This is a genomic window from Pseudomonas protegens CHA0 (assembly GCF_000397205.1).
Classification (GTDB): domain Bacteria; phylum Pseudomonadota; class Gammaproteobacteria; order Pseudomonadales; family Pseudomonadaceae; genus Aquipseudomonas; species Aquipseudomonas protegens.
On the sequence record NC_021237.1, the window covers coordinates 2,142,236 to 2,163,412 of the forward strand.

The 21,177-nt window shown below is 63.4% G+C and carries 20 protein-coding genes; 8 read left to right on the plus strand and 12 right to left on the minus strand.

Annotated features, from left to right (window positions below; translation table 11 throughout):
* Positions 1 to 30 precede the first annotated feature (30 nt).
* The 3 genes from PFLCHA0_RS09690 to PFLCHA0_RS09700 all read right to left on the minus strand — a co-directional run bounded on the left by PFLCHA0_RS09690 (position 31) and on the right by PFLCHA0_RS09700 (position 1,889).
* Entirely contained in the window at positions 31 to 924 is an 894-nt protein-coding gene (locus tag PFLCHA0_RS09690) for a DUF2167 domain-containing protein (protein ID WP_015634774.1), read from the minus strand.
* A gap of 132 nt (positions 925 to 1,056) precedes the next feature.
* Entirely contained in the window at positions 1,057 to 1,428 is a 372-nt protein-coding gene (locus tag PFLCHA0_RS09695; RefSeq protein ID WP_015634775.1) for a VOC family protein, read from the minus strand.
* 146 nt (positions 1,429 to 1,574) lie between these two features.
* Positions 1,575 to 1,889, minus strand: a complete 315-nt coding sequence (locus PFLCHA0_RS09700; RefSeq protein ID WP_011060220.1) for a helix-turn-helix domain-containing protein — start codon at positions 1,887 to 1,889, stop codon at positions 1,575 to 1,577.
* A gap of 444 nt (positions 1,890 to 2,333) precedes the next feature.
* Here PFLCHA0_RS09700 and PFLCHA0_RS09705 point away from each other — a divergent pair, with 444 nt between their 5' ends.
* The gene (locus tag PFLCHA0_RS09705; protein ID WP_041116893.1) at positions 2,334 to 3,899 is read left to right on the plus strand and encodes a methyl-accepting chemotaxis protein; all 1,566 of its coding nucleotides are present in this window, start codon (positions 2,334 to 2,336) and stop codon (positions 3,897 to 3,899) included.
* Between the two features lie 18 nt (positions 3,900 to 3,917).
* Positions 3,918 to 5,636, plus strand: a complete 1,719-nt coding sequence (locus PFLCHA0_RS09710; RefSeq protein ID WP_015634777.1) for a putative bifunctional diguanylate cyclase/phosphodiesterase — start codon at positions 3,918 to 3,920, stop codon at positions 5,634 to 5,636.
* Here PFLCHA0_RS09710 and PFLCHA0_RS09715 read toward each other — a convergent pair.
* The gene (locus PFLCHA0_RS09715; RefSeq protein WP_019093852.1) at positions 5,609 to 6,379 is read right to left on the minus strand and encodes a substrate-binding periplasmic protein; all 771 of its coding nucleotides are present in this window, start codon (positions 6,377 to 6,379) and stop codon (positions 5,609 to 5,611) included. The genes PFLCHA0_RS09710 and PFLCHA0_RS09715 overlap by 28 nt on opposite strands.
* A gap of 139 nt (positions 6,380 to 6,518) precedes the next feature.
* Between PFLCHA0_RS09715 and dnaX the strand changes: the two genes are divergently transcribed.
* The 5 genes from dnaX (at position 6,519) to PFLCHA0_RS09740 (ending at position 12,168) form a co-directional block, all read left to right on the plus strand.
* Positions 6,519 to 8,597: a DNA polymerase III subunit gamma/tau gene (gene dnaX / locus PFLCHA0_RS09720; RefSeq protein WP_041752049.1), complete on the plus strand. Its 2,079-nt coding sequence runs from the start codon at positions 6,519 to 6,521 to the stop codon at positions 8,595 to 8,597.
* A gap of 66 nt (positions 8,598 to 8,663) precedes the next feature.
* The gene (locus PFLCHA0_RS09725) at positions 8,664 to 9,002 is read left to right on the plus strand and encodes a YbaB/EbfC family nucleoid-associated protein (protein ID WP_015634779.1); all 339 of its coding nucleotides are present in this window, start codon (positions 8,664 to 8,666) and stop codon (positions 9,000 to 9,002) included.
* A 210-nt stretch (positions 9,003 to 9,212) separates the two neighbouring features.
* A complete protein-coding gene (locus PFLCHA0_RS09730) occupies positions 9,213 to 10,256 on the plus strand; it encodes an NADP-dependent oxidoreductase (RefSeq protein ID WP_041752732.1) in 1,044 nt (347 codons plus the stop codon).
* A gap of 58 nt (positions 10,257 to 10,314) precedes the next feature.
* Complete coding sequence (recR, locus tag PFLCHA0_RS09735; RefSeq protein WP_011060227.1) at positions 10,315 to 10,917, plus strand: recombination mediator RecR; 603 nt, start codon at positions 10,315 to 10,317, stop codon at positions 10,915 to 10,917.
* Positions 10,918 to 11,019: 102 nt separating this feature from the next.
* Positions 11,020 to 12,168, plus strand: a complete 1,149-nt coding sequence (locus PFLCHA0_RS09740; protein ID WP_011060228.1) for an acyl-CoA dehydrogenase family protein — start codon at positions 11,020 to 11,022, stop codon at positions 12,166 to 12,168.
* A 7-nt stretch (positions 12,169 to 12,175) separates the two neighbouring features.
* Here PFLCHA0_RS09740 and PFLCHA0_RS09745 read toward each other — a convergent pair whose 3' ends face one another.
* A complete protein-coding gene (locus PFLCHA0_RS09745; RefSeq protein ID WP_011060229.1) occupies positions 12,176 to 12,724 on the minus strand; it encodes an adenine phosphoribosyltransferase in 549 nt (182 codons plus the stop codon).
* Positions 12,725 to 12,805: 81 nt separating this feature from the next.
* Entirely contained in the window at positions 12,806 to 13,540 is a 735-nt protein-coding gene (fnrA, locus tag PFLCHA0_RS09750) for a Crp/Fnr family transcriptional regulator FnrA (protein ID WP_011060230.1), read from the minus strand.
* 153 nt (positions 13,541 to 13,693) lie between these two features.
* On the opposite strand from fnrA, the gene PFLCHA0_RS09755 reads away from it, so the two are divergent.
* On the plus strand, positions 13,694 to 14,173 hold the full coding sequence (locus tag PFLCHA0_RS09755; RefSeq protein ID WP_015634781.1) for a hypothetical protein: 480 nt from the start codon (positions 13,694 to 13,696) through the stop codon (positions 14,171 to 14,173).
* Here PFLCHA0_RS09755 and hemN read toward each other — a convergent pair.
* From hemN to ccoG, 6 genes are all read right to left on the minus strand, one after another.
* On the minus strand, positions 14,170 to 15,552 hold the full coding sequence (hemN, locus tag PFLCHA0_RS09760) for an oxygen-independent coproporphyrinogen III oxidase (RefSeq protein ID WP_011060232.1): 1,383 nt from the start codon (positions 15,550 to 15,552) through the stop codon (positions 14,170 to 14,172). The two genes, PFLCHA0_RS09755 and hemN, sit on opposite strands and share 4 nt — an antisense overlap.
* 148 nt (positions 15,553 to 15,700) lie before the next feature.
* The gene (locus PFLCHA0_RS09765) at positions 15,701 to 16,384 is read right to left on the minus strand and encodes a sulfite exporter TauE/SafE family protein (protein ID WP_011060233.1); all 684 of its coding nucleotides are present in this window, start codon (positions 16,382 to 16,384) and stop codon (positions 15,701 to 15,703) included.
* Complete coding sequence (ccoS, locus tag PFLCHA0_RS09770; RefSeq protein WP_041752051.1) at positions 16,377 to 16,607, minus strand: cbb3-type cytochrome oxidase assembly protein CcoS; 231 nt, start codon at positions 16,605 to 16,607, stop codon at positions 16,377 to 16,379. The genes PFLCHA0_RS09765 and ccoS overlap by 8 nt, the downstream gene beginning before the upstream one ends.
* 21 nt (positions 16,608 to 16,628) lie before the next feature.
* Positions 16,629 to 19,079 (minus strand): heavy metal translocating P-type ATPase, encoded by a 2,451-nt coding sequence (locus tag PFLCHA0_RS09775; protein WP_011060235.1) that lies wholly within the window; start codon positions 19,077 to 19,079, stop codon positions 16,629 to 16,631.
* Positions 19,080 to 19,178: 99 nt separating this feature from the next.
* Positions 19,179 to 19,715, minus strand: coding sequence for a FixH family protein (locus tag PFLCHA0_RS09780; protein ID WP_011060236.1), 537 nt, complete (start codon positions 19,713 to 19,715; stop codon positions 19,179 to 19,181).
* Between the two features lie 11 nt (positions 19,716 to 19,726).
* Positions 19,727 to 21,142 carry a cytochrome c oxidase accessory protein CcoG gene (gene ccoG / locus PFLCHA0_RS09785; RefSeq protein WP_041752052.1) on the minus strand — a complete coding sequence of 472 codons (1,416 nt, stop codon included), beginning with the start codon at positions 21,140 to 21,142 and terminating at the stop codon, positions 19,727 to 19,729.
* Positions 21,143 to 21,177 lie beyond the last annotated feature (35 nt).

Sequence of the window (21,177 nt, forward strand, 5' to 3'; positions counted from 1 at the left end):
GCGCAATGGCGGGGCGCTGCCGGGCGGGATTCAGCTCTTTTTCTTGAACAGGCGGCCGATGAGGGCGGCAAGGCCCAATACCCCCAGGACGATGAATTTCTTGCCGGCCAGGAGCAGTACGCCGAGCTTGGCGAAGAGCCCGGCCTTGCTGGCGAGGCCGCCGGCCACCAGGGCGGCGAGGCCGTAGGAAGCCAGTTTGTCGGTGCTCGGGTTGTAGTCGGCGTAGCGGTTGCCGTCGGTGAAGTTGGTAAAGGCCAGCACCTTGGGAATCTCGCGCTTGATGGTGTCCAGGTCGTCCATTGAAGCCACGGCATTGAGTTCCAGCACGCCTTCGCGGCCCAGCACGCGGATGCTGTAGTTCAGGGTGTGGCTCTGGGCGCCTTCGGCCTTGAGTTCACGGGCCCAGTACATCTTGTGCGATTGCGCGTCATAGCTTGGCTGCTCGGCCCAGCCCAACAGGTGAATGGCGCCGTAGCCCTGTTCCTGGCGCTGCTTGTTGTCTTCCTCGTCCGCTTCCTGCATCTGCTTGAGCAGGTCCTGGTAGTTGATCTTCGCGGCGTCGTCGTCGGAGATGTGCCCATCGTTCTTGTAGCTGATGATCACGCCCCAGCCTTCGGCGGACAGCGGGCTGACGGCGCTGGGCACGATCATGCCCAGGGTGGTGAAGCCAGGTGGATTGCCCCAGCCCTCGGTGAGCAGCTTCTCGGTGTCCTTGGGGTTGAGGTAGTAGAACTCCTTGCTCAGATCGAGGTTGGCGATATCCCCGGGCAGCTTGACGTTGCCGTGGCGTGGGGAGAGAGAGGCGAGAAACTGTTCGGCGGTCTGGGGTTCGGCGTCCTTGCTCTCGGGCGCGGTGGCGGCGCTGGCAAGAAAGGGCATGGCGCAGAGGGCGGCCATGGCCAAGAGGAGGCGCAGGTACTTCATCGTATTCCCTTACATTTTGTGACAAGTTGGCGGGGAGGATAACGATGAGTGCCGGGCGGCTCAATGTGGCGGTCGGTTTTATTTTGCTGCAGGGTCGGGCGCCGATGCCGGCGCCGTTTACGGGCTGGCGACTCAGTCGATGGTCAGGTACAGCACCCGCAGGCGGTGGCCGTCCGGGTCGAGGGCCACCAGGGTGTAGCCGAAATCCATCTGGGTCGGCGGCTGGGCGATGGCCATCCCCAGGGCTTGCCAGTGCCGATGCAGTTCATCCACCGCTTCGCGGCTGTCCACGGCCCAGCCCAGTTCGCCGCCACCGCCGACGGCCTGAGCGCTCGGCTGGACAGTGTGTCGGGACCAGAGGCCAAGCTTGATCCCCGAGTCGAGGATGAACAAGGCGAAAGTCGGGCCGGATTCCACCGGCGGTTTATCCAGCAAGCGGCTGTAGAACTCTGCGCTGAGGGCAGGGCTGTCCACGTAGAGCAGGAAATAGGTGTTGGTGATCATGGCGACTCCAGAGGCCTTTGGGTTGTGCGTTGGGCGCAAGCTTAGGGGGCTGGCCTGTCAGTTCCTGTCAGGAGTCGTCGATTGAAAAAGAGGCCGGCTTATCGGTGTCGATAAACCTGCCTCTTGGAGTTGATTTGTTGCGGGGCTCAAGGCTTGGACAAGGCCTGGTCTACCGCTGCTATCAGCTTTCCCAGATCCTTCGGGGTGGCTTTGTGAATGACACCGAACAAATAAGCCCGCTGTTCCTCTTCGTCGCCCAGATCGGCGAAGAAGGCTTTCAGCTTCACTCCCAGTACTTCGGCTAGCAGAAATAGAGCTTCAACGCTGGGGGTGTAGGTGCCGGTTTCGAAGCGGCTGATGGTTTTTGGGTCAAAACCGGTTTTTTCACCTAGTTCAGCCTGAGTAAGCCCCGCTACCTTTCGATAGCGCTTGATGGCTGCACCCAAACTTGAAATTTGCATCGCTCAATTCCCATTTAGAATCAAGAACTTAACGATAAATATTGGCATTAGACAACACCATGGTTCATCACCTTGCTTTGCAAAATGTGATGTATTTCGTAGAATCGGCGCTTCGGACAGGTATTTGGTGATCTAGTTTCAGAAGGCTGGTTTATGAAACAAGAAATCATTGCATTTCCCTTGTTCACCTAAACCAAGGACTTGGCAGAGGCTCGAACGTCTCGTAAATCCCGCCAACGCTCCGTCCGCCGTCCCCACCTGACGCCTCATCTGATCCTAGTTGATCTCCGTCGAATCGATGGTCAACTGCCGCGCAAACCGCTGTACGGCTGCAATCAGGGCGAACCTTCCGATTGAGCCGTACCGCCAGGAAAGTACATCGCGAATCAGCCTCTTGCCGGGTGCCGGTAACTGTTGATCGCAGGCTGTCTATGGAGTTCTAAAGTGCGTCTCAATTTGCCGGTCACCTCTGTTGAGCAGACCTTTCCCGACCAGCAGCGGCTCATATCCGCCACCGACATCAACAGTCACATCACGTACTGCAACGCCGAGTTCGCAGCGATGAGCGGTTTCAGCCAGGCCGAACTGATCGGCAGCACCCATAACCTGGTTCGCCACCCGGACATGCCGGCGGCGGTGTTCGAGTCGATGTGGGGTTACCTGAAGGCCGGCCAGAGCTGGATGGGTGTGGTGAAGAACCGTTGCAAGAACGGCAATTTCTATTGGGTCAGCGCCTATGTCACGCCGATCCTGGAGGACGGAAAACTGGTGGGCTACGAGTCGGTGCGGGTCAAGCCAAGCCGAGAGCAGGTCAGCCGCGCCGAAACCTTGTATGCGCGCCTGCGGGCCGACAAGGCGCCGGTTTGCGCCTGGCGCCGCATCGAGGCCGCAGCCCGGCCCTTGCTGCTGCCGGTGGCGGTGGCGGTAGGCTGCCTGGCCGCCTTCCACTGGCTGCCGACGCTGGCCGCCCAGGGCTGTACGGTCGCGGGTTTCGTGGCTGTCGGGCTGCTGGCCCAGCGCCGCCTGGGGCAGCAGCTCAAGCAGATTGTCAGTAGCACACCGAACACCTTTGCCGATCCGATCTGCGCCCTGGCCTACAGCGAAGCACTGGGGCCGGCGGCGCAGTTGCAGATGATCCTGATCAGTGAGGAGGCGCGCCTAAAGACCGCCCTGACCCGCCTCAGCGATCTGGCCCGGCAGATGGCTACCGCAGCGGCCGATTCCAGCCAATTGTCCAGCCGCACCGAGTCGGCGCTGCTGGAGCAGCGGGCGGAAACCGACATGACCGCGGCCGCCATGACCCAGATGGCTGCTTCAATCACCGAGGTCGCTGAACACGTCCAGCACACCGCCAGCGAAGCCCACACCGCCAACCTGCTGGCCCGGCAGGGCAGTGAGGTGGCCGGCACCTCGCGGGATGCCATCCAGTTGCTGGCGCGCACCGTGACCCAGATCAACCAGGCCGTGGGCGACCTGGCCGGGCAGACCCAGGAGATCATGGTGGCGGCGAGCATGATCCAGGCGATTGCCGACCAGACCAACCTGCTGGCCCTGAATGCGGCCATCGAGGCAGCCCGAGCTGGTGAGCAGGGCCGTGGTTTTGCCGTGGTCGCCGATGAGGTGCGGGCCCTGGCCGGCAAGACCCGCGAGTCGACCCAGCAGATCCAGGGCATCATCCAGAGCCTGCGCGCCGGGGCCGACGAAGCCGTGCAGATCGCCAGCCTGGGCATTGAGGAGGCGGAGCAGGGCGTGCAGCAGGTGGTCCAGGCCCAGCAGGCGCTGCAAGGCATCGGCGCGGCAGTGGAGCGCATTACCGATATGAGCCAGCAAATGGCCGCGGCATCCCAGGAGCAGTCCCATGTAGCCGAATCGGTGTCCGAACAGATCAACAGTGTCGCCGTCACTGTGCAGCGCACTGCCGAGAATGCCAGCGCCGGAGTGGTTCGCGGCGCCGAGCTGGAAAACATCTCTTCCGGGTTGCGTGCCCTGGTCGAGCGGTTCAACCGCTAGCGACAGTGAGTTCGACTCATGGATGAGAAATACCGCAGGGCCGTCGATGCCGCCGCCATCTTCTCCGAGACGGACCTGGGCGGCAGCATCACTTATGTCAACGATCTGTTCTGCCAGGTCTCGGGCTACAGCCGTGAAGAACTGATCGGCGCCAACCACCGCATGCTCAGTTCCGGGCTGCATCCGCCGGAGTTTTTTGCCGAGTTGTGGCAGACCATTACCCAGGGCCGGGTGTGGAAGGGCGAGATCTGCAACCGCGCCAAGGACGGCAGCCTGTACTGGGTCGACAGCACCATGGTGCCGCTGGTGGATCAGCGCTCCGGGCAGGTGGTGCGTTATGTGTCGATCCGCTTCGATGTCAGCGAAAAGCGTCAGCTGTTGCATTCGTTGCAATGGCGGGTCGGCCACGACGTGCTTACCGGGCTGCCCAACCGGGCCTTTCTCTCGGACCTGCTGCACCAGGCTCTGGATTTCTCCCGGGCGCAGGATATTCCCCTGGCGGTCTGCATGCTCGACCTGGATGGCTTCAAGGCGGTCAATGACGGCTATGGCCACGCCTGTGGCGACCTGCTGCTGGTGGAGGTGGCTGCGCGGCTGCGTTCGATCATCCGCGGCGAGGACGTGGTGGCTCGCCTGGCCGGCGACGAGTTCGTGCTGATTTTGCGTTACGTGCGCGACATGCTGGAGCTGCGCGCGGCGTTGCAAAGGGTATTGGCGACCATTTCCCAGCCGTACTCGATCCAGGGCAAGGACATCAACGTCTTCGCCAGCATCGGCGTGACCCTGTACCCCACCGACAACCACGACGCCGACACCTTGTTGCGCCACGCCGACCAGGCCATGTACGTGGCCAAGCAGAGCGGACGCAACCGCTTCCACCTGTTCGATGTACTGCGCGACCGTGAAGTGATGGTCACCTATCAGACCGTCGAGCAGGTGCGCCAGGCCTTGCTCGCAGGCGAGTTGCGCCTGTACTTCCAGCCCAAGGTGAACATGCGCACCGGTGAGGTGGTGGGCTTCGAGGCGATGCTGCGCTGGCAGCACCCGCAGCGCGGCATGCTGGGGGCCCAGGAGTTTCTGCAGCAGGTGGAGGAGACCGACCTGATCGTCGAGATCGGCGAATGGGTCATGGACCAGGTGATGACCCGCCTGCAAGGCTGGCAGCAGGCGGGGCTGGGCTGGCCGGTGAGCCTGAACGTGGCGGCCCGGCATTTCCAGCGCCCGGACTTCGTCGAGCGGCTCAAGGACATGCTCGATCGCTATCCGGATGTGTTGCCGGCGTTGCTGGACCTGGAAATCGTCGAGTCGGTGGCCATCGACAATATCCAGCGGGTCAGCGATTGCCTCGATGCCTGCCAGGGATTTGGCGTGCAGTTCTCCCTGGGGGACTTCGGCACTGGCCATTCGTCCCTCAGCTACCTCAAGCGCCTGCGCACCCATACCATCAAGATCGACCGGCTGTTCGTGCGCGACATGCTGCACGACGCGGACGATCAGGCGCTGATCCAGGCGTTGGTGGGGCTGGCCCAGGCCTTTGGCCGGCGCGTGGTGGCCGAGGGGCTGGAAAGCCTGGCGCATGGCGAGCGCTTGATGGCCCTTGGCTGCGACGTCGCCCAGGGGGATTTCATTGCGCCACCAATGCCCGCCGAGGCGGTGCTGGACTGGGTGCGTAGCTTTGAGCCACCGCGGGCATGGCGAAGCGACGAGCTTCAGGGCGAGGCGATGTCGGGAGGCTGAGCGTCGTCCTGAGGGCCGACGTAACGTTGGATGATGGCGTCGATCTCGCCGGACATCTTCATTCGCAACAGGGTGCGCAGGATGCGCTGGGCCGGCACTCTCGGATCGTTGCGTACATAGCAGCCGACGGCCTGCTCCTGCAGCACCGCGACGCTGTACAGCGGGTTGCCGGTGGCCTGGGTCTTGTTGAACCAGTCCAGGGTCCACTGGCTGGCGATGGCGTAGCGGTAACGCCCGACCACCAGTTTCTGCAGCACCTGCTCCTCGTTGCGGGCGTCGTCGCGTATCAGCTGGTTGGTGTCGAACAGCGGCTGCAAGGGGGTGTAGGTATAGCTGAGGACGGTGCCGATATGCTGGCGCGACAGTTGCTGCAGGTTGACCACCGAGGGCTCCGGATGGGTGCTCACCAGCAGGTTGCGCTGGATGAACAGCGGCACGCTCCACAGGTAATCCCCAGAGAGGTTCGGCAGCCAGGCCTGGGCAGCGTAGCAGCGCACGTCGACTTCGCCCTGGGCCATGGCGTTCTGCACCCGGGCCCGGGCCAGGACATGAAACTGCGCCGGGGTACCCAGGTGCCGGGCCAGGCTGTTCATGGTGTCGAAAAGGATGCCATCGGTGGGCTGGTCGCCTTCGACCTCGATGGCCGGCATGGTCCAACTGTCGGCGATGGCAAAGCGCAGGGGCGGCTCTGCGGCTTCCAGGCTGGCGCTGAAGAGAAACAGGGCGCACCAGGTCAAACGCATACAGTCTCCAGGGTGTCGGCGGGCGAGCAATCCTTTGCAAAATGCAAGCTTAGACAGATTAGACGAGCGCGCCGGATGCAATTTCGCCCTTGCTCCGCTAGCATTACCGGCTTCCGCTTTCCAGTTGCGACGGTTTTCGATGAGTTATCAGGTTCTTGCACGTAAATGGCGTCCGCGCTCGTTCCGCGAAATGGTCGGCCAGACCCATGTGCTCAAGGCTCTGATCAATGCCTTGGACAGCCAGCGGCTGCACCACGCCTACCTGTTTACCGGCACTCGCGGGGTGGGCAAGACCACCATCGCGCGAATCATTGCCAAATGCCTGAACTGTGAAACAGGTATCACTTCCACGCCCTGTGGCACCTGTTCGGTGTGCTGCGAGATCGATGAGGGGCGCTTTGTCGACCTGATCGAGATCGACGCCGCGAGCCGGACCAAGGTCGAGGATACCCGTGAATTGCTGGATAACGTGCAATACGCACCGAGCCGCGGGCGCTTCAAGGTCTACCTGATCGACGAAGTGCACATGCTCTCCAGCCACTCGTTCAACGCCCTGCTCAAGACCCTCGAAGAGCCGCCGCCCTACGTCAAGTTCATCCTGGCGACCACTGATCCGCAGAAGCTGCCGGCGACCATCCTCTCGCGCTGCTTGCAGTTCTCCCTGAAGAACATGACCCCGGAACGGGTGGTGGAGCACTTGAGCCACGTCCTGGGCGTGGAGAACGTGCCGTTCGAGGATGACGCCCTGTGGCTGCTGGGCCGCGCCGCCGATGGCTCGATGCGCGATGCCATGAGCCTCACCGACCAGGCGATTGCCTTCGGTGAAGGCAAGGTCATGGCGGCCGATGTGCGGGCCATGCTCGGCACCCTCGATCACGGCCAGGTCTATGACGTGCTGCATGCGCTGATCAACGGCGACGCCAAGGCGTTGCTCGAGGCGGTGCGGCATTTGGCGGAGCAGGGGCCGGACTGGAACGGCGTGCTTTCGGAAATTCTCAACGTGCTGCACCGGGTGGCGATTGCCCAGGCATTGCCGGAAGGGGTCGACAACGGGCACGGCGATCGTGACCGGGTGCTGGCCCTGGCCCAGGCCCTGCCTGCCGAAGACGTGCAGTTCTATTACCAGATGGGCCTGATCGGTCGGCGCGACCTGCCGTTGGCGCCGGACCCGCGCGGCGGCTTTGAAATGGTCCTGCTGCGAATGCTGGCCTTCCGCCCAGCCGATACCGCGGATGCACCGAGACAGCCGCTAAAGCCAGTGGGGATCAGCCAGGCCACAGTTGATTCCGCCCAAGCCGTGGCGGCGCCGGCACCTGCCGTGCCTGTAGCGACCGTTGCCCCGGCTCCGGTTGTGAGTGCTCCAGTGGCGCCAGCACCTGTTGCCGCGCCCGAACCTGTCGCGCCCCCTGTGGCCGAAGCGGTCGCTGTCGAACCCGAGCCGGTGGTTGCCGAAACGGTGGTCGACCTGCCTTGGAACGATCCGGTGGAGCCACAGATCGAACAGCAGCCAGCGGTCGAGCCGGTGCTGGAGGTGGCCGCCGAGCAGCCTGAGCTGACGCCGATGCCGACCCCGACGCCGGACAGCGTGGTGCCGGACGCGCCGGAGTGGGTCAGCGCCCCGGTGCCGGAACCCACGGTGGCGGAGGTCGACGCCGCCACTCCGGGTATCGACCTGGACGACGAGCCGCCGCTGGACGAGGACTATATCGAGCCGGACATGGATTCGGCCTACAGCTACCTGGACGAACTGGCCAGTGAGCACGCAGCCGATCCGGCACCGGAACCCGAGCCCGAACCTGCTGCCAAGCCGGCCACTGGCCTGGCCCTGGAATGGCTGCAGCTGTTCCCGAAACTGCCGATCTCGGGCATGACCGGCAGCATCGCCGCCAACTGTACCCTGATGGCCGTGGACGGCGACCATTGGCTGCTGCACCTGGACCCGGCCCACAGCGCACTGTTCAACGCCACCCAGCAGCGTCGCCTCAACGACGCCCTGAACCAGTACCACGGGCGTACCCTGACCCTGGCGATCGAGCTGATCAAGCCCGAGCAGGAAACCCCGGCCCAGGCTGCATCACGGCGCCGTGCCGATCGTCAGCGCGAGGCCGAGGAGTCGATCCATGGTGATCCGTTCATCCAGCGGATGGTCCAGGAGTTCGGTGCAGTGGTGCGCCACGATACTATTGAACCTGTCGAGGCCCTGGCGGCTCAGGGCTGATCATTCAAAGGGCGCCGGGCCAGGGGCCGGGCGCCGTTTCCATCCCCGTACTTTGAGGTAATTCCCATGATGAAAGGTGGCATGGCCGGCCTGATGAAGCAGGCACAGCAGATGCAGGAAAAAATGGCCAAGATGCAGGAAGAACTGGCCAATGCCGAAGTCACCGGCAAGGCTGGCGGCGACATGGTCACCGTAGTCATGACCGGCCGTCATGACATCAAGCGCGTGAGCATCGACCCGAGCCTGCTGGAAGGCGTCAGCGAAGATGACCGTGAAGTGCTCGAAGACCTGTTTGCCGCTGCGGTGAACGACGCCGTGCGCAAGATCGAGTCCAACAGCCAGGAAAAGATGTCCGGCATGACTGCCGGCATGCAACTGCCCCCAGGCATGAAATTGCCGTTCTGATTCGCGCAAGCGCATCGGATGGACTACATAAAGCCAGGCCTTGAGCCTGGCTTTTTTTTGCCCTGGCGATCAGCACTGCGCTGTGGGTAGCAGCCGGCTGGCCGACGGAGGCCACAGCAGATCCATCTGCAGAAACATCGAACGTGATGCTATTCACAGGGTCTGCAACCTATACCCTTTCATTCAACCTTCCCTAAAGGAGTGTCCATGATGCCGCAAACATTGACCCTCAATCAGCGCGTGGTACTGGTCTCTCGGCCCGAAGGCGCGCCGGTCCCGGAGAATTTCCGCCTGGAGCGGGTGGCCTTGCCGGAACTGGCTGATGGACAGGTGCTGTTGAAGACCCTCTACCTGTCCCTGGACCCCTACATGCGCGGGCGCATGAGTGATGCCCCGTCCTATGCGGCGCCGGTGGAAATAGACGAGGTCATGACCGGCGGTGCAGTGAGCCGGGTCGAGCGTTCGCTCAACCCCAAGTTCCAGGAGGGCGACCTGGTGGTGGGCGCCACTGGTTGGCAGAGCCACTGCATTTGCGATGGCCGCAACCTGATCCCGGTGCCCTATGGCCTGCCCAGCCCTTCCATGGCCCTGGGTGTGCTCGGCATGCCCGGAATGACCGCCTACATGGGGCTGATGGACATCGGCCAGCCCAAGGCCGGGGAAACCCTGGTGGTGGGTGCGGCCTCCGGCGCCGTGGGGTCGGTGGTGGGGCAGGTGGCGAAGCTCAAGGGGCTGCGGGTGGTGGGCGTGGCCGGTGGCGCCGACAAATGCCGCTATGTGGTCGAGGAGCTGGGTTTTGATGCCTGCATCGATCACAAGAGCCCCGACTTTGCCGACGAACTGGCCCAGGCCTGCTTCAAGGGCGTGGACATCTATTTTGAGAACGTCGGTGGCAAGGTCTTCGACGGGGTACTGCCCCTGCTCAACCCCAGGGCGCGTATTCCCCTGTGCGGGCTGATCGCCCAGTACAACGCCCAGGCGCTGCCGCCGGGGCCGGATCGCCTGCCACTGCTGCAGCGCACCTTGCTCACCAAGCGGGTACGCATCCAAGGCTTTATTGTCTTCGACGACTATGGCGACCGCCATCCGGAGTTCATCAAGGCCATGGCGCCCTGGGTGCGCGAAGGCAAGGTCAAGTTCAAGGAGGACGTGGTCGAGGGACTGGAGCAGGCACCAGAAGCCTTCATTGGCCTGCTGGAGGGGCGCAACTTCGGCAAGCTGGTGGTCAAGGTCGCCCCGGACGCGAGCATTTGACGCTACCCCGAGGCGCGGGTATAAACCGCGTCTCGTTGTTTTTGTCGGACCTTTGCCCATGAGCTTCAGCCCCCTGATTCGCCAACTGATCGATGCCCTGCGCACCTTGCCGGGCGTGGGTCAGAAAACCGCCCAGCGCATGGCCCTGCAACTGCTCGAGCGTGATCGCAGTGGCGGCTTGCGCCTGGCGCAGGCCCTGAGCCAGGCCATGGAAGGCGTGGGGCATTGCCGCCAGTGCCGGACACTGACCGAAGACGAGCTGTGCCCGCAGTGTGCCGACCCGCGTCGCGACGACACCCTGCTGTGCGTGGTGGAAGGGCCGATGGATGTGTACGCGGTGGAGCAGACCGGCTATCGCGGGCGCTACTTCGTGCTCAAAGGCCACCTGTCGCCTCTGGATGGCCTGGGCCCGGAGGCCATCGGCATTCCGCAGTTGCTGGCGCGTATCGAGGAGCAGGGCAGCTTCAGCGAAGTGATCCTGGCCACCAACCCGACGGTGGAAGGCGAAGCCACTGCGCACTACATCGCCCAACTGCTGACCAACAAGGGCCTGATCACCTCGCGCATCGCCCACGGCGTGCCTCTGGGCGGCGAGCTGGAACTGGTGGATGGCGGCACCCTGGCTCACTCCTTTGCCGGTCGCAAACCCATAGCGTTGTAAGGCTGCGGAAGCCGGCTGACTGGCGAAGGATGCGCCACGCATTCTCTTGAAAACCAAGCAAGCGCTTGGTAAGTTCCTTCGACCCTTCAGAGGAGCTTGCCGATGTCTGCCTGCCAGGAATACTTCGACCCCAGCCACCAGTTGGTCCGCGACAGCGTGCGACGTTTCGTCGAGCGTGAAATCCTTCCCCAGATCGACGAGTGGGAGGAGGCGGGCAGTTTCCCCCGTGAGCTGTACCTCAAGGCCGGGGCCGCCGGGCTTCTGGGCATCGGTTACCCCGAGGCCCTGGGCGGCAGCCATGAGGGTGATCTGTTCGCCAAGATCGCCGCCAGCGAGGAGTTGATGCGCAGTGGCTCCGGCGGCCTGGTGGCGGGCCTCGGTTCCCTGGATATCGGCCTGCCGCCCATCGTCAAATGGGCCCGCCCCGAATTGCGCGAGCGGGTCGCACCGCTGGTGTTGTCCGGGGAGAAGATCAGCGCCCTGGCGGTCACCGAGCCCGGCGGCGGCTCGGACGTGGCCAACCTGCAGACCCGCGCCGTGCGCGATGGCGATCATTACCGGCTCAGTGGCAGCAAGACCTTCATCACCAGTGGCGTGCGCGCCGACTTCTACACCGTTGCGGTGCGCACCGGCGAACCTGGCTACGGCGGTATCAGCCTGTTGCTGGTCGAAAAGGGCACGCCGGGCTTCACTGTGGGTCGGCAGTTGAAAAAGATGGGCTGGTGGGCCTCGGATACCGCCGAGCTGTTCTTCGACGATTGCCGGGTGCCGGTGGGCAACCTGATCGGCGCCGAGAACATGGGCTTTGCCTGCATCATGGGCAACTTCCAGAGCGAACGCCTGGCCCTGGCCCTGATGGCCAACATGACCTCACAGATGGCCCTGGAGGAAAGCCTGAAGTGGGCGCGCGAGCGGGAGGCGTTCGGCAAGCCCATCGCCAAGTTCCAGGTGCTCAAGCACCGTCTGGCGGAGATGGCCACGGCCCTGGAAGTTTCCCGGGAGTTCACCTATCGCCAGGCGGCGAAGATGGCCGCCGGCAAGAGTGTGATCAAGGAAATTTCCATGGCCAAGAACTTCGCCACCGATACCGCCGACCGTATTACCCACGATGCGGTGCAGATCCTCGGTGGCATGGGCTACATGCGCGAAAGCCTGGTGGAGCGCCTGTATCGCGACAACCGCATTCTGTCGATCGGCGGCGGCACTCGCGAGGTGATGAACGAAATCATCAGCAAGCAGATGGGGCTGTAGGTGCAGGCTAGCGCTCGGTCAGGGAAAACTGGGTCAGGCAGAAGGTCGGGATCCCCATGTCCTGCAGCTTCTGCGAGCCGCCCAGTTCCGGCAGGTCGATGATCGCCGCGGCTTCATAGACCTTCGCCCCCATGCGCCGTACCAGATTGGCGGCGGCGATCAGGGTGCCACCGGTGGCGATCAGGTCATCGATCAACAGCACCGAGTCGCCTTCACACAGGCTGTCGGCGTGGACTTCAATGAAGGCTTCGCCGTACTCGGTCCGGTAGCCCTCGGCCAGGATGTCGGCCGGCAGCTTGCCCTGTTTGCGGAACAGGATCAGCGGCTTGTTCAACTGGTAGGCGATGATCGAGCCGATCAGAAAACCCCGTGCGTCCATGGCGCCGATGTGGCTGAAGTCTTCTTCGACATAACGCTGGGCGAAGCTGTCCGCCACCAGGCGCAGGGCCCGGGGAGACTGGAACAGGGGGGTGATGTCGCGGAAGATCACGCCCGGTTTCGGGAAGTCGATGACGGGGCGTATCAGGGATTTGATGTCGAAGGAATCGAAGGCCATCTTCAGGTGTCCTGGCGGGCAAATAGGCCGCGCCAGTATACCCGCGACCGAGCCGCCTGGCTCAGCCGCACAGGCTGTGGATCAGCCCTCCACCGAGCCGCCGGCGAGGGCGCAGAGCTGGATCGGATCGAGGATGTGCACTTCCTTGCCTTCGGCGGCAATCAGCTCGTTCTGCTGGAAACGGGTGAACACCCGGGACACGGTTTCCACCGCCAGGCCCAGGTAGTTGCCGATTTCGTTGCGCGACATGCTCAGGCGGAACTGGTTGGCCGAGAAGCCCCGGGCGCGGAAGCGCGCGGACAGGTTGACCAGGAACGTGGCGATACGCTCGTCAGCGGTCTTTTTCGACAGCAGCAGCATCATTTGCTGGTCATCGCGGATTTCCCGGCTCATGACCCGCATCAGCTGGCGACGCAGCTGTGGCAGTTGCAGTGCCAGCTCATCGAGGCGTTCGAAGGGGATTTCACACACCGAGGTGGTTTCCAGCGCCTGGGCCGAGACGGGATGGCTTTCGGTGTCCATGCCTGACAGGCCTACCAGCTCGCTGGGGAGATGGAAGCCGGTGATCTGTTCTTCGCCGCTGTCGCTCAGGCTGAAGGTTTTCAGGGCGCCCGAACGCACGGCGTACACCGAGTCGAAGCCGTCACCCTGACGGAACAGGAATTCGCCTTTTTTCAATGGGCGGCCACGTTTGACGATTTCGTCCAGCGCGTCCATGTCTTCCAAATTCAGCGAAAGTGGCAGGCAGAGGGGTGCCAGGCTGCAATCCTTGCAATGGGCCTGGTTGTGAGCGCGCAGTTTAACTGGCTCGGACATTCTAGAATCCTTGTGGGAAAACACACATAAGCCGTAAGGGTAACTCACGGGAGGAGGTTCCGGCCAGTCCGTGCCGTATTGACTGTTAGTCGTAAAGCTATCCTTTTATGGGTCGATAACCTGTTAACGAAAGTAACTTGGAAGGCTGAAATTATGTCGTCCGTTGGCGCTATTACTAATGGCAGCAATAACTTGCAGTCACTTCAAGAGCCCTCGACAAGTCAGGTTGACGAGCAACTAAGAGTTTCTCCATTAGTTGCAGAGCCAGTGATCGGGGAGGGCGTCAAAGTGTCGCTGTCTGGCGCCGGCCTGAACAAATCCGCCGCCGCCAAAGGGCGTGACAGTGATATCGAGGAAAGCGGCCTGCCGGAAAACATTCAGCAAATCCTCAAGATGATCAGAAAATTGCAACAACAGATTGCCGAGACCCTCGCCCAGCTCCAGGCGGTCATGGCCGACAAGCACCTGAGCCCTGAAGAAACCAAGGTCCGGATCGGCAGCCTGCAATCTGCCCTGGCAATACTCAACGGCGGTTTGCTGACCGCCAATGCCTCCCTGGCCAAGGCAATGAAAGAAGCGGGCTTGAGCTCAGAGCAGGTGATGAAGGCTGCATCCTTGCTCATGAAATCCTAGATCACACGGGAAAACCGCTGGCGGTTCTGCTGGCCCAGGTATGCATCGAACACCATGCACACCGAGCGCACCAGTAGGCGACCGGCTGGCAGCACGATGATTGCTTCGCTGCCAAGTTCAATCAGGCCGTCGTCGGCCATCTCTTCCAGTTCCGGCCAGAGTTCATTGAAGTAGCCGCGAAAGTCGATATTGAAAGCCTGTTCGATCTCTTCGAACTTAAGACTAAAGTTGCAGATCAGTTGCTGAATAACTTCCCGGCGCAGACGGTCATCGGCGTTGCATACCAAGCCGCGACTGGTGGCCAGTTGTGCGCCAGCCAAGGCATTTTGATAGTGCGTCAGGTCGCTGCTGTTCTGGCAGTAGAGATCGCCGATCTGGCTGATGGCTGAAACACCGAGCCCAATAAGGTCGCAATGACCATGAGTGGTGTAGCCCTGGAAGTTGCGTTGCAGGGTGGACTCTTCCTGGGCAATGGCCAGTTCATCATCGGGCAGGGCGAAATGGTCCATGCCGATGTAGCGATAGCCGGCAGCCGTCAGCTGTTCGATGGTGCGTTGCAGCATCTGCAGCTTTTCCGCCGGGGCAGGCAGTTCGCTGCCGTTGATCCGCCGCTGGGGCATGAAACGCTCCGGCAGGTGGGCGTAGTTGAACACCGAGAGCCGGTCCGGTTGCAGGCTGATGACTTCTTCCACGGTGCGGGCGAAGTTTTCCGGGGTCTGCTTGGGCAGGCCGTAGATCAGGTCGATGTTGATGGAACGGAACTGCAGGGTGCGGGCCGCTTCGATCACCGCCCGGGTTTCGTCCAGGCTTTGCAGGCGATTGACCGCGCGTTGCACTGCCGGGTCCAGGTCCTGCAGGCCGATGCTGACCCGATTGAAACCCAGCTCCCGCAACAGGCCCATGGTCGACCAGTCGGCTTCCCGGGGATCGATCTCGATGCCGTAGTCGCCGGAGTCGTCGTCCAGCAGATTGAAGTGCTTGCGCAGCAGGGCCATCAGTTGGCGCAGTTCATCGTGGTTGAGAAAGGTCGGGGTGCCGCCGCCGAAATGCAGTTGTTCCACCCGCTGGTTGGGGGCCAGGTGGCAGGCGATCAGTTGCATCTCCTGTTCCAGGCGCTGCAGGTAGGGCAGGGCGCGGCTGCGATCCTTGGTGATGACCTTGTTGCAGGCGCAGTAGTAGCAGATGTTGGCGCAGAACGGGATGTGCACGTACAGCGACAGCGGGCGCTGCGCCTTGCGGCTGTCGCGCAGGGCGTGCAGCAGGTCGAAGGCGCCGACCTGGCTGTTGAACTGCACTGCGGTCGGGTATGAGGTGTAGCGCGGTCCCGCCAGGTCGTAGCGGCGGATCAGATCTGTGTCCCAACGAATGGCGTCGAGCATGCGGGAATTCCCCCGGATAGGCTGGCAGTGTTCGCGAGTCTAGGAGGTTCAGGCCAGGGCCATCTTGACTTGTATCAAGGGTGTTCGGGAGCCGCCGGAGCAGTGCCGACGAGGCGTGCAGGCCCGGTTGCCGGGCGCCTCCCCGGGGTCAGTGGCCCATCAGCCAGTGCTGGTGAGGGCCGGGCAGGGTCCAGATGCCGAAGAGAATGACCAGCACGCCGCCAGCCATGCGTACGCTGCGCCGACGCAGCAAGGCGGTGATCCGTTCGGCTGCCAGCCCGGTGGCCAGCAGCACGGGCCAGGTGCCCAGGCCGAAGGCCAGCATCAACAGCGCGCTGTCCAGGGCGCTGCCCTGGCTCGCCGACCACAGCAGGGTGCTGTACACCAGGCCGCACGGCAGCCAGCCCCACAGCGCCCCCAGGAGCAATGCACGGGGCAGGCTGGAAACCGGCAACAGGCGGCTGGCCAGCGGCTGGATATGCCGCCACAAGCCCTTGCCAAGGCCTTCGATGCGGGTCAGGCCACTCCACCAGCCGGCCAGGTACAGGCCCATGGCAATCAACAGCAACCCGGCCAGCACTCGCATGAACAGCGCCAGCGGACTGTTGGCCACAGCCCAGCCCGCCAGGCCCAGCAGCAGGCCGGCCAGGGCGTAGCTGAGGATTCGGCCCAGGTTGTAGGCCAGCAGCAGGCGCAGGCGTCGGCTGCGCTGTTCCGGGGGGATGGCCAGCGTCAGGGCGCCCATCAGGCCGCCGCACATGCCCAGGCAGTGGCCGCCACCCAGCAGGCCGAGGATCAGCGCAGAGACCAGCAGAGGGGCCAGTTCAAGCATGGGGCGGTTCCGATTTTCTGCCGGGGTCGGCTTCGCTGCTCGGTAGGCCCTTGGCCTCATCCACCGCGGCGGTGTGGCTTGGGTCCTGGTCGTCGAACAGGATGCTGTGGGCCGGGCCGTCGAGATCGTCGTACTGGCCGCTGTCCACCGCCCAGAAGAAGATGTAGATGGCGATGGCCACGATCAGCAGGGCGGCCGGGATCATCACGTAAAGAGCTGGCATCTGGACTCCAGGCCCGGCGGCTCAGGCCGGCAACGGGCGGGTTTCGGGGGCGTCGGCGCTGTCGGCCGGCCGCGGCATGCGGGTCAGGCGCAGGGCGTTGAGCACCACGGTCAGGGAACTGATGGACATGCCGACCGCCGCCCACACCGGAGTGATCCAGCCGAGGGCGGCGAACGGCAGCATCAGGCCATTGTACAGCCCGGCCCAGAGCAGGTTCTCGATGATCACCCGGCGCGTGCGGCGGGCCAGGCTGAAGGCCTGCACCAGGGCATCCAGGCGATTGGACAGAAGTACCGCATCGGCGCTGGTCTTGGCCAGGTCAGTGGCCGAGCCCATGGCGACGCTGATGTCGGCGGCGGCCAGCACTGGCACATCGTTGACCCCATCGCCGAGCATCAGCACCTTGCGGCCCTGCTGGTGCAGCTGTTGCAGCACCTGCAGCTTGTCATCGGGGCGCAGGCCGCCCCGGGCTTCATCGATCTGCAGTTCGGCAGCGACACTGGCGACCATCGGCGAGCTGTCCCCGGACAGCAGCAGGGTGTGCCAGCCACGAGCCTTGCAGGCCGCCAGCAGGGCCGGAGCATCACTGCGCAGGCGGTCGTCCAGCACCAGCCAGGCGAGAGCCCCCTGGCTGTCACCGAGCAATAGCCATTGGCCAGCTTCATCGGGCATGGGCGGAACGGTACAGCCACTGAGCTGGCAAACGTAGGCTGGTTGCCCGATGCGCAGACGCTGATCGCCCACCAGGCCTTCCAGGCCCAGGCCGGGGCTGCTGGTAACTTCCTCGGCGGCCACTGGGGCACGGCCGAAAGCCCGGGCGATCGGGTGCTCGGAACGGTTTTCCAGGGCTGCGGCCAGGCTCAGGCAGTCATCGCTGGACAGGGCCCCCAATGGCCGGATGGAACGCAGCGCCAGCCGCCCTTCGGTGAGGGTGCCGGTCTTGTCGAAAATCACTGTGTCGATCTGGTTCAGGCCTTCCAGTACATGGCCGCGGGTCAGCAACAGGCCGAGCTTGTGCAAGGTGCCGGTGGCGGCGGTGAGGGCTGTGGGCGTGGCCAGGGACAGCGCACAAGGGCAGGTCGCCACCAACATGGCCAGGACGATCCAGAACGCCCGTGAGGCGTCTAATTGCCACCACAGCAGCCCGATGGCGGCCGCGGCGATCAGCGAGAACAGCAGGAACCACTGGGCTGCACGATCGGCAACCTCCGCCAGCCGCGGTTTCTCTGCCTGGGCCCGGTCCAGCAGGCGCACGATGGCCGATAGCCGGGTGTCCTGGCCCAGGGCCTGAACCTGCACTGTCAACGCACCTTCGACGTTCAAGGTACCTGCGGTCACCCTATCGCCCAGGCCACGGGGCTGCGGCAGGTATTCACCGGTGAGCAGGGATTCGTCGATGCTCGATTGGCCGTCGAGGATCTTGCCGTCTGCCGGCAGTACTGCCCCGGGATGCACCAGCACCCGGTCGCCCAGGCGCAATTCGCTGAGCAGGATGCGTTCACTCTGGCCGTCTTCATCCAGGCGCAGGCAGGAAGCTGGCAGCAGATTGACCAGTTGCGCGGTAGCCGCCGCGGTGCGCTCCCGGGCCCGGCGTTCCAGGTAGCGGCCGGCGAGCAGGAACAGGGCGAACATGCCGACGGCATCGAAATACAACTCGCCAATGCCGCTGATGGAGGTCCAGATGCCGGCCAGGTAGGCCCCTCCGATGGCCAGGGACACCGAGACGTCCATGGTCAGGTGGCGGGTGCGCAAATCGCGCATGGCGCCCTTGAAGAACGGTGCGCAGCTGTAGAAAACGATGGGCGTGGTGAGAAACAGCGCGACCCAGCGCAGGATCGTATGCAGCTCGGGGCTCAGGTCGATGTTGAATTCCGGCCAGGTGGCCATGGTCGCCATCATGGCCTGGAACCACAGCAGGCCGGCGACGCCCAGCTGGCGCAAGGCCAGGCGGTTTTCGCTGGCCAGTTGCTCGGAGGCGCGATCCGGCTGATACGGGTGGGCGGCGTAGCCGATGTGGCGCAGCTCGCTGAGCACCTGGCTCAGGGGCAGTTGGCTGTCGGCCCAGCGCACGTGCAGGCGGTGGTTGGACAGGTTGAGGCGGGCTTCGGCCACCGCTGGCAGGCTGCGCAGGTGTTTTTCGATCAGCCAGCCGCAGGCGGCACAACTGATGCCCTCCATGAGCAGCGTGGTTTCCGCCAGCTCGCCTTCGTGCCGGACAAAGGGCTGCTGCACGTCGGCGCGGTCGTACAGCGCCAGTTCGTCCACCAGTTGCACGGGCAGGGCTTCAGGGTTGGCCGAGGCCTCGCTGCGATGGCTGTAGTAGTGCTCCAGACCGCCAGCGACTATGGCTTCGGCCACTGCCTGGCAGCCCGGGCAGCAGAACTCCCGGGGTTGGCCAAGCACGACGGCGGTGAACCGGCTACCGGCAGGAACCGGCAGGGCACAGTGGTAGCAAGGCAGTGGCGTGGTCATCGGCGGTCTTTGTAATGTGGGAAAAACTCATCGCCGGCGCACCGGTTCCGCTGCAAGGGCAGGGGAGGCGACGGGCCGGCGATGTACGGCAGGTACTGCTCAGTTCAGGTCTTCGGCACCTTGCAGGGGCTCGTCGCCCAGCAGCAGGTCCTTGTCATGGCTGACCTGTTCTTCTTCGAACATGCGCCAGGTCTTGTCGCCCTCGACCCCCAGCAGTTCGACGAAGCGCCGCCCTTCGACCTGGTCGGTCAACTGGCCGATGTAGCGCCCGTGTTCGGTTTCGCTGCGGGCCAGGGTGATCTTGCGGTCCTTTTCCGGCTGGGTGGGCGAGATCAGGTTCAGCTCCAGGGTCTTGGGCTGGCTGTCACCGCTCAGGCGCAGTTCGACTTCGCCGGTCAGCTCATCGAGGTGCACGTTGGCGCGCATCTTCAGGGTCTGGGCCAGCAGCTCGCGGTCCAGGGAGCGGTTGATGCCCTTGCCGGCCTCGTAGTAGTTGTCGTTGACCAGGTTGTCCGGGTTGTTCACGGCAATGGTCACCATGGACAGGGTCAGGGTCACGGAACAGGCGAGGATGCCGATGATGATCCAGGGCCAGAGGTGCTTGTACCAGGGGCTTGCGGCGGTGGCTGCGGGCATGATCACTTCTCTTAACGAATTTGTGGGCCGATGAACCGGCTCTTGGCTTCAACATGGACGCTGTCATCGTCGGCATCCTTGAGGATGAACTTCACCTCGTTGGTGGTCGATGGCAGCTGTTCGGGAGCAATCGACAGCTCCACCGGCATGCTGACGATATCGCCGGCCACCACGTGGATTTCGCGCTTGCCCTGCAGCTTCAGGTCCGGCAGGCCGGAGGCGTCCAGCACATAGGTGTGATCGCGCTGGTCCTTGTTCATGATCTTCAGGCTGTAGACGTTTTCGATCCGGCCTTCGGCGTTTTCGCGGTACAGCACCCGGTCCTTGCTGACATCGAAGCCCACCAGCGAACGCATGAAAAATGCCGTAACCAGCAGGCTGATCATGGCCAGCAGCACCAGGGCATAGCCGATCAGGCGCGGGCGCAGTTTATGGGTTTTCTGCCCCGAGAGGTTGTGTTCGGTGGTGTAGCTGATGAGCCCGCGGGGGTACTCCATCTTGTCCATGATGCTGTCGCAGGCGTCGATGCAGGCTGCGCAGCCGATGCATTCGATCTGCAGGCCGTCACGGATGTCGATGCCGGTGGGGCAGACCTGGACACACATGGTGCAGTCGATGCAGTCGCCCAGGCCCTGGGCCTTGTAGTCGGCGCCTTTCTTGCGCGGGCCACGGGCTTCGCCACGGCGTGGGTCGTAGGAAACGATCAGGGTGTCCTTGTCGAACATCACGCTCTGGAAGCGTGCATAGGGGCACATGTAGATGCACACCTGTTCCCGCAGCCAGCCGGCGTTGCCGTAGGTGGCCAGGGTGAAGAAGCCGACCCAGAAGTAGGACCAGCCATCGGCCTGGCCGGTGAAGAAGTCGATGACCAGTTCGCGGATCGGCGAGAAGTAGCCGACGAAGGTCATGCCGGTGACGAAGCCGATCAGCAGCCAGAGGCTGTGCTTGCTGAATTTGCGCAGGAACTTGTTGGCGCTCATGGGCGCCTTGTCCAGCTTGATGCGCTGGTTGCGATCGCCTTCGGTGACCTTTTCGCACCACATGAAGATCCAGGTCCAGACACTCTGCGGGCAGGTGTAGCCGCACCAGATGCGGCCGGCATAGACGGTGATGAAGAACAGGCCGAAGGCGGCGATGATCAACAGGCCCGAGAGCAGGATGAAGTCCTGGGGCCAGAACGTGGCGCCAAAGATGAAGAATTTGCGTTCCGGCAGGTTCCACCAGACAGCCTGGTGGCCGCCCCAGTTGAGCCACACGGTACCGAAGTACAGAAGGAACAATCCGGCGCCGCCAAGCATGCGCAGATTGCGGAACAGGCCGGTGAAGGCACGGGTGTAGATTTTTTCCCTGGAGGCGTAGAGGTCGACGCTGTTGGTCGCGTTTTTGGCAGGCGGGGTAACGTCGTGTACGGGAATCTGGTTGCTCATCATTGCATCCCACGGCAGTGGAAAAATGCCTCGGT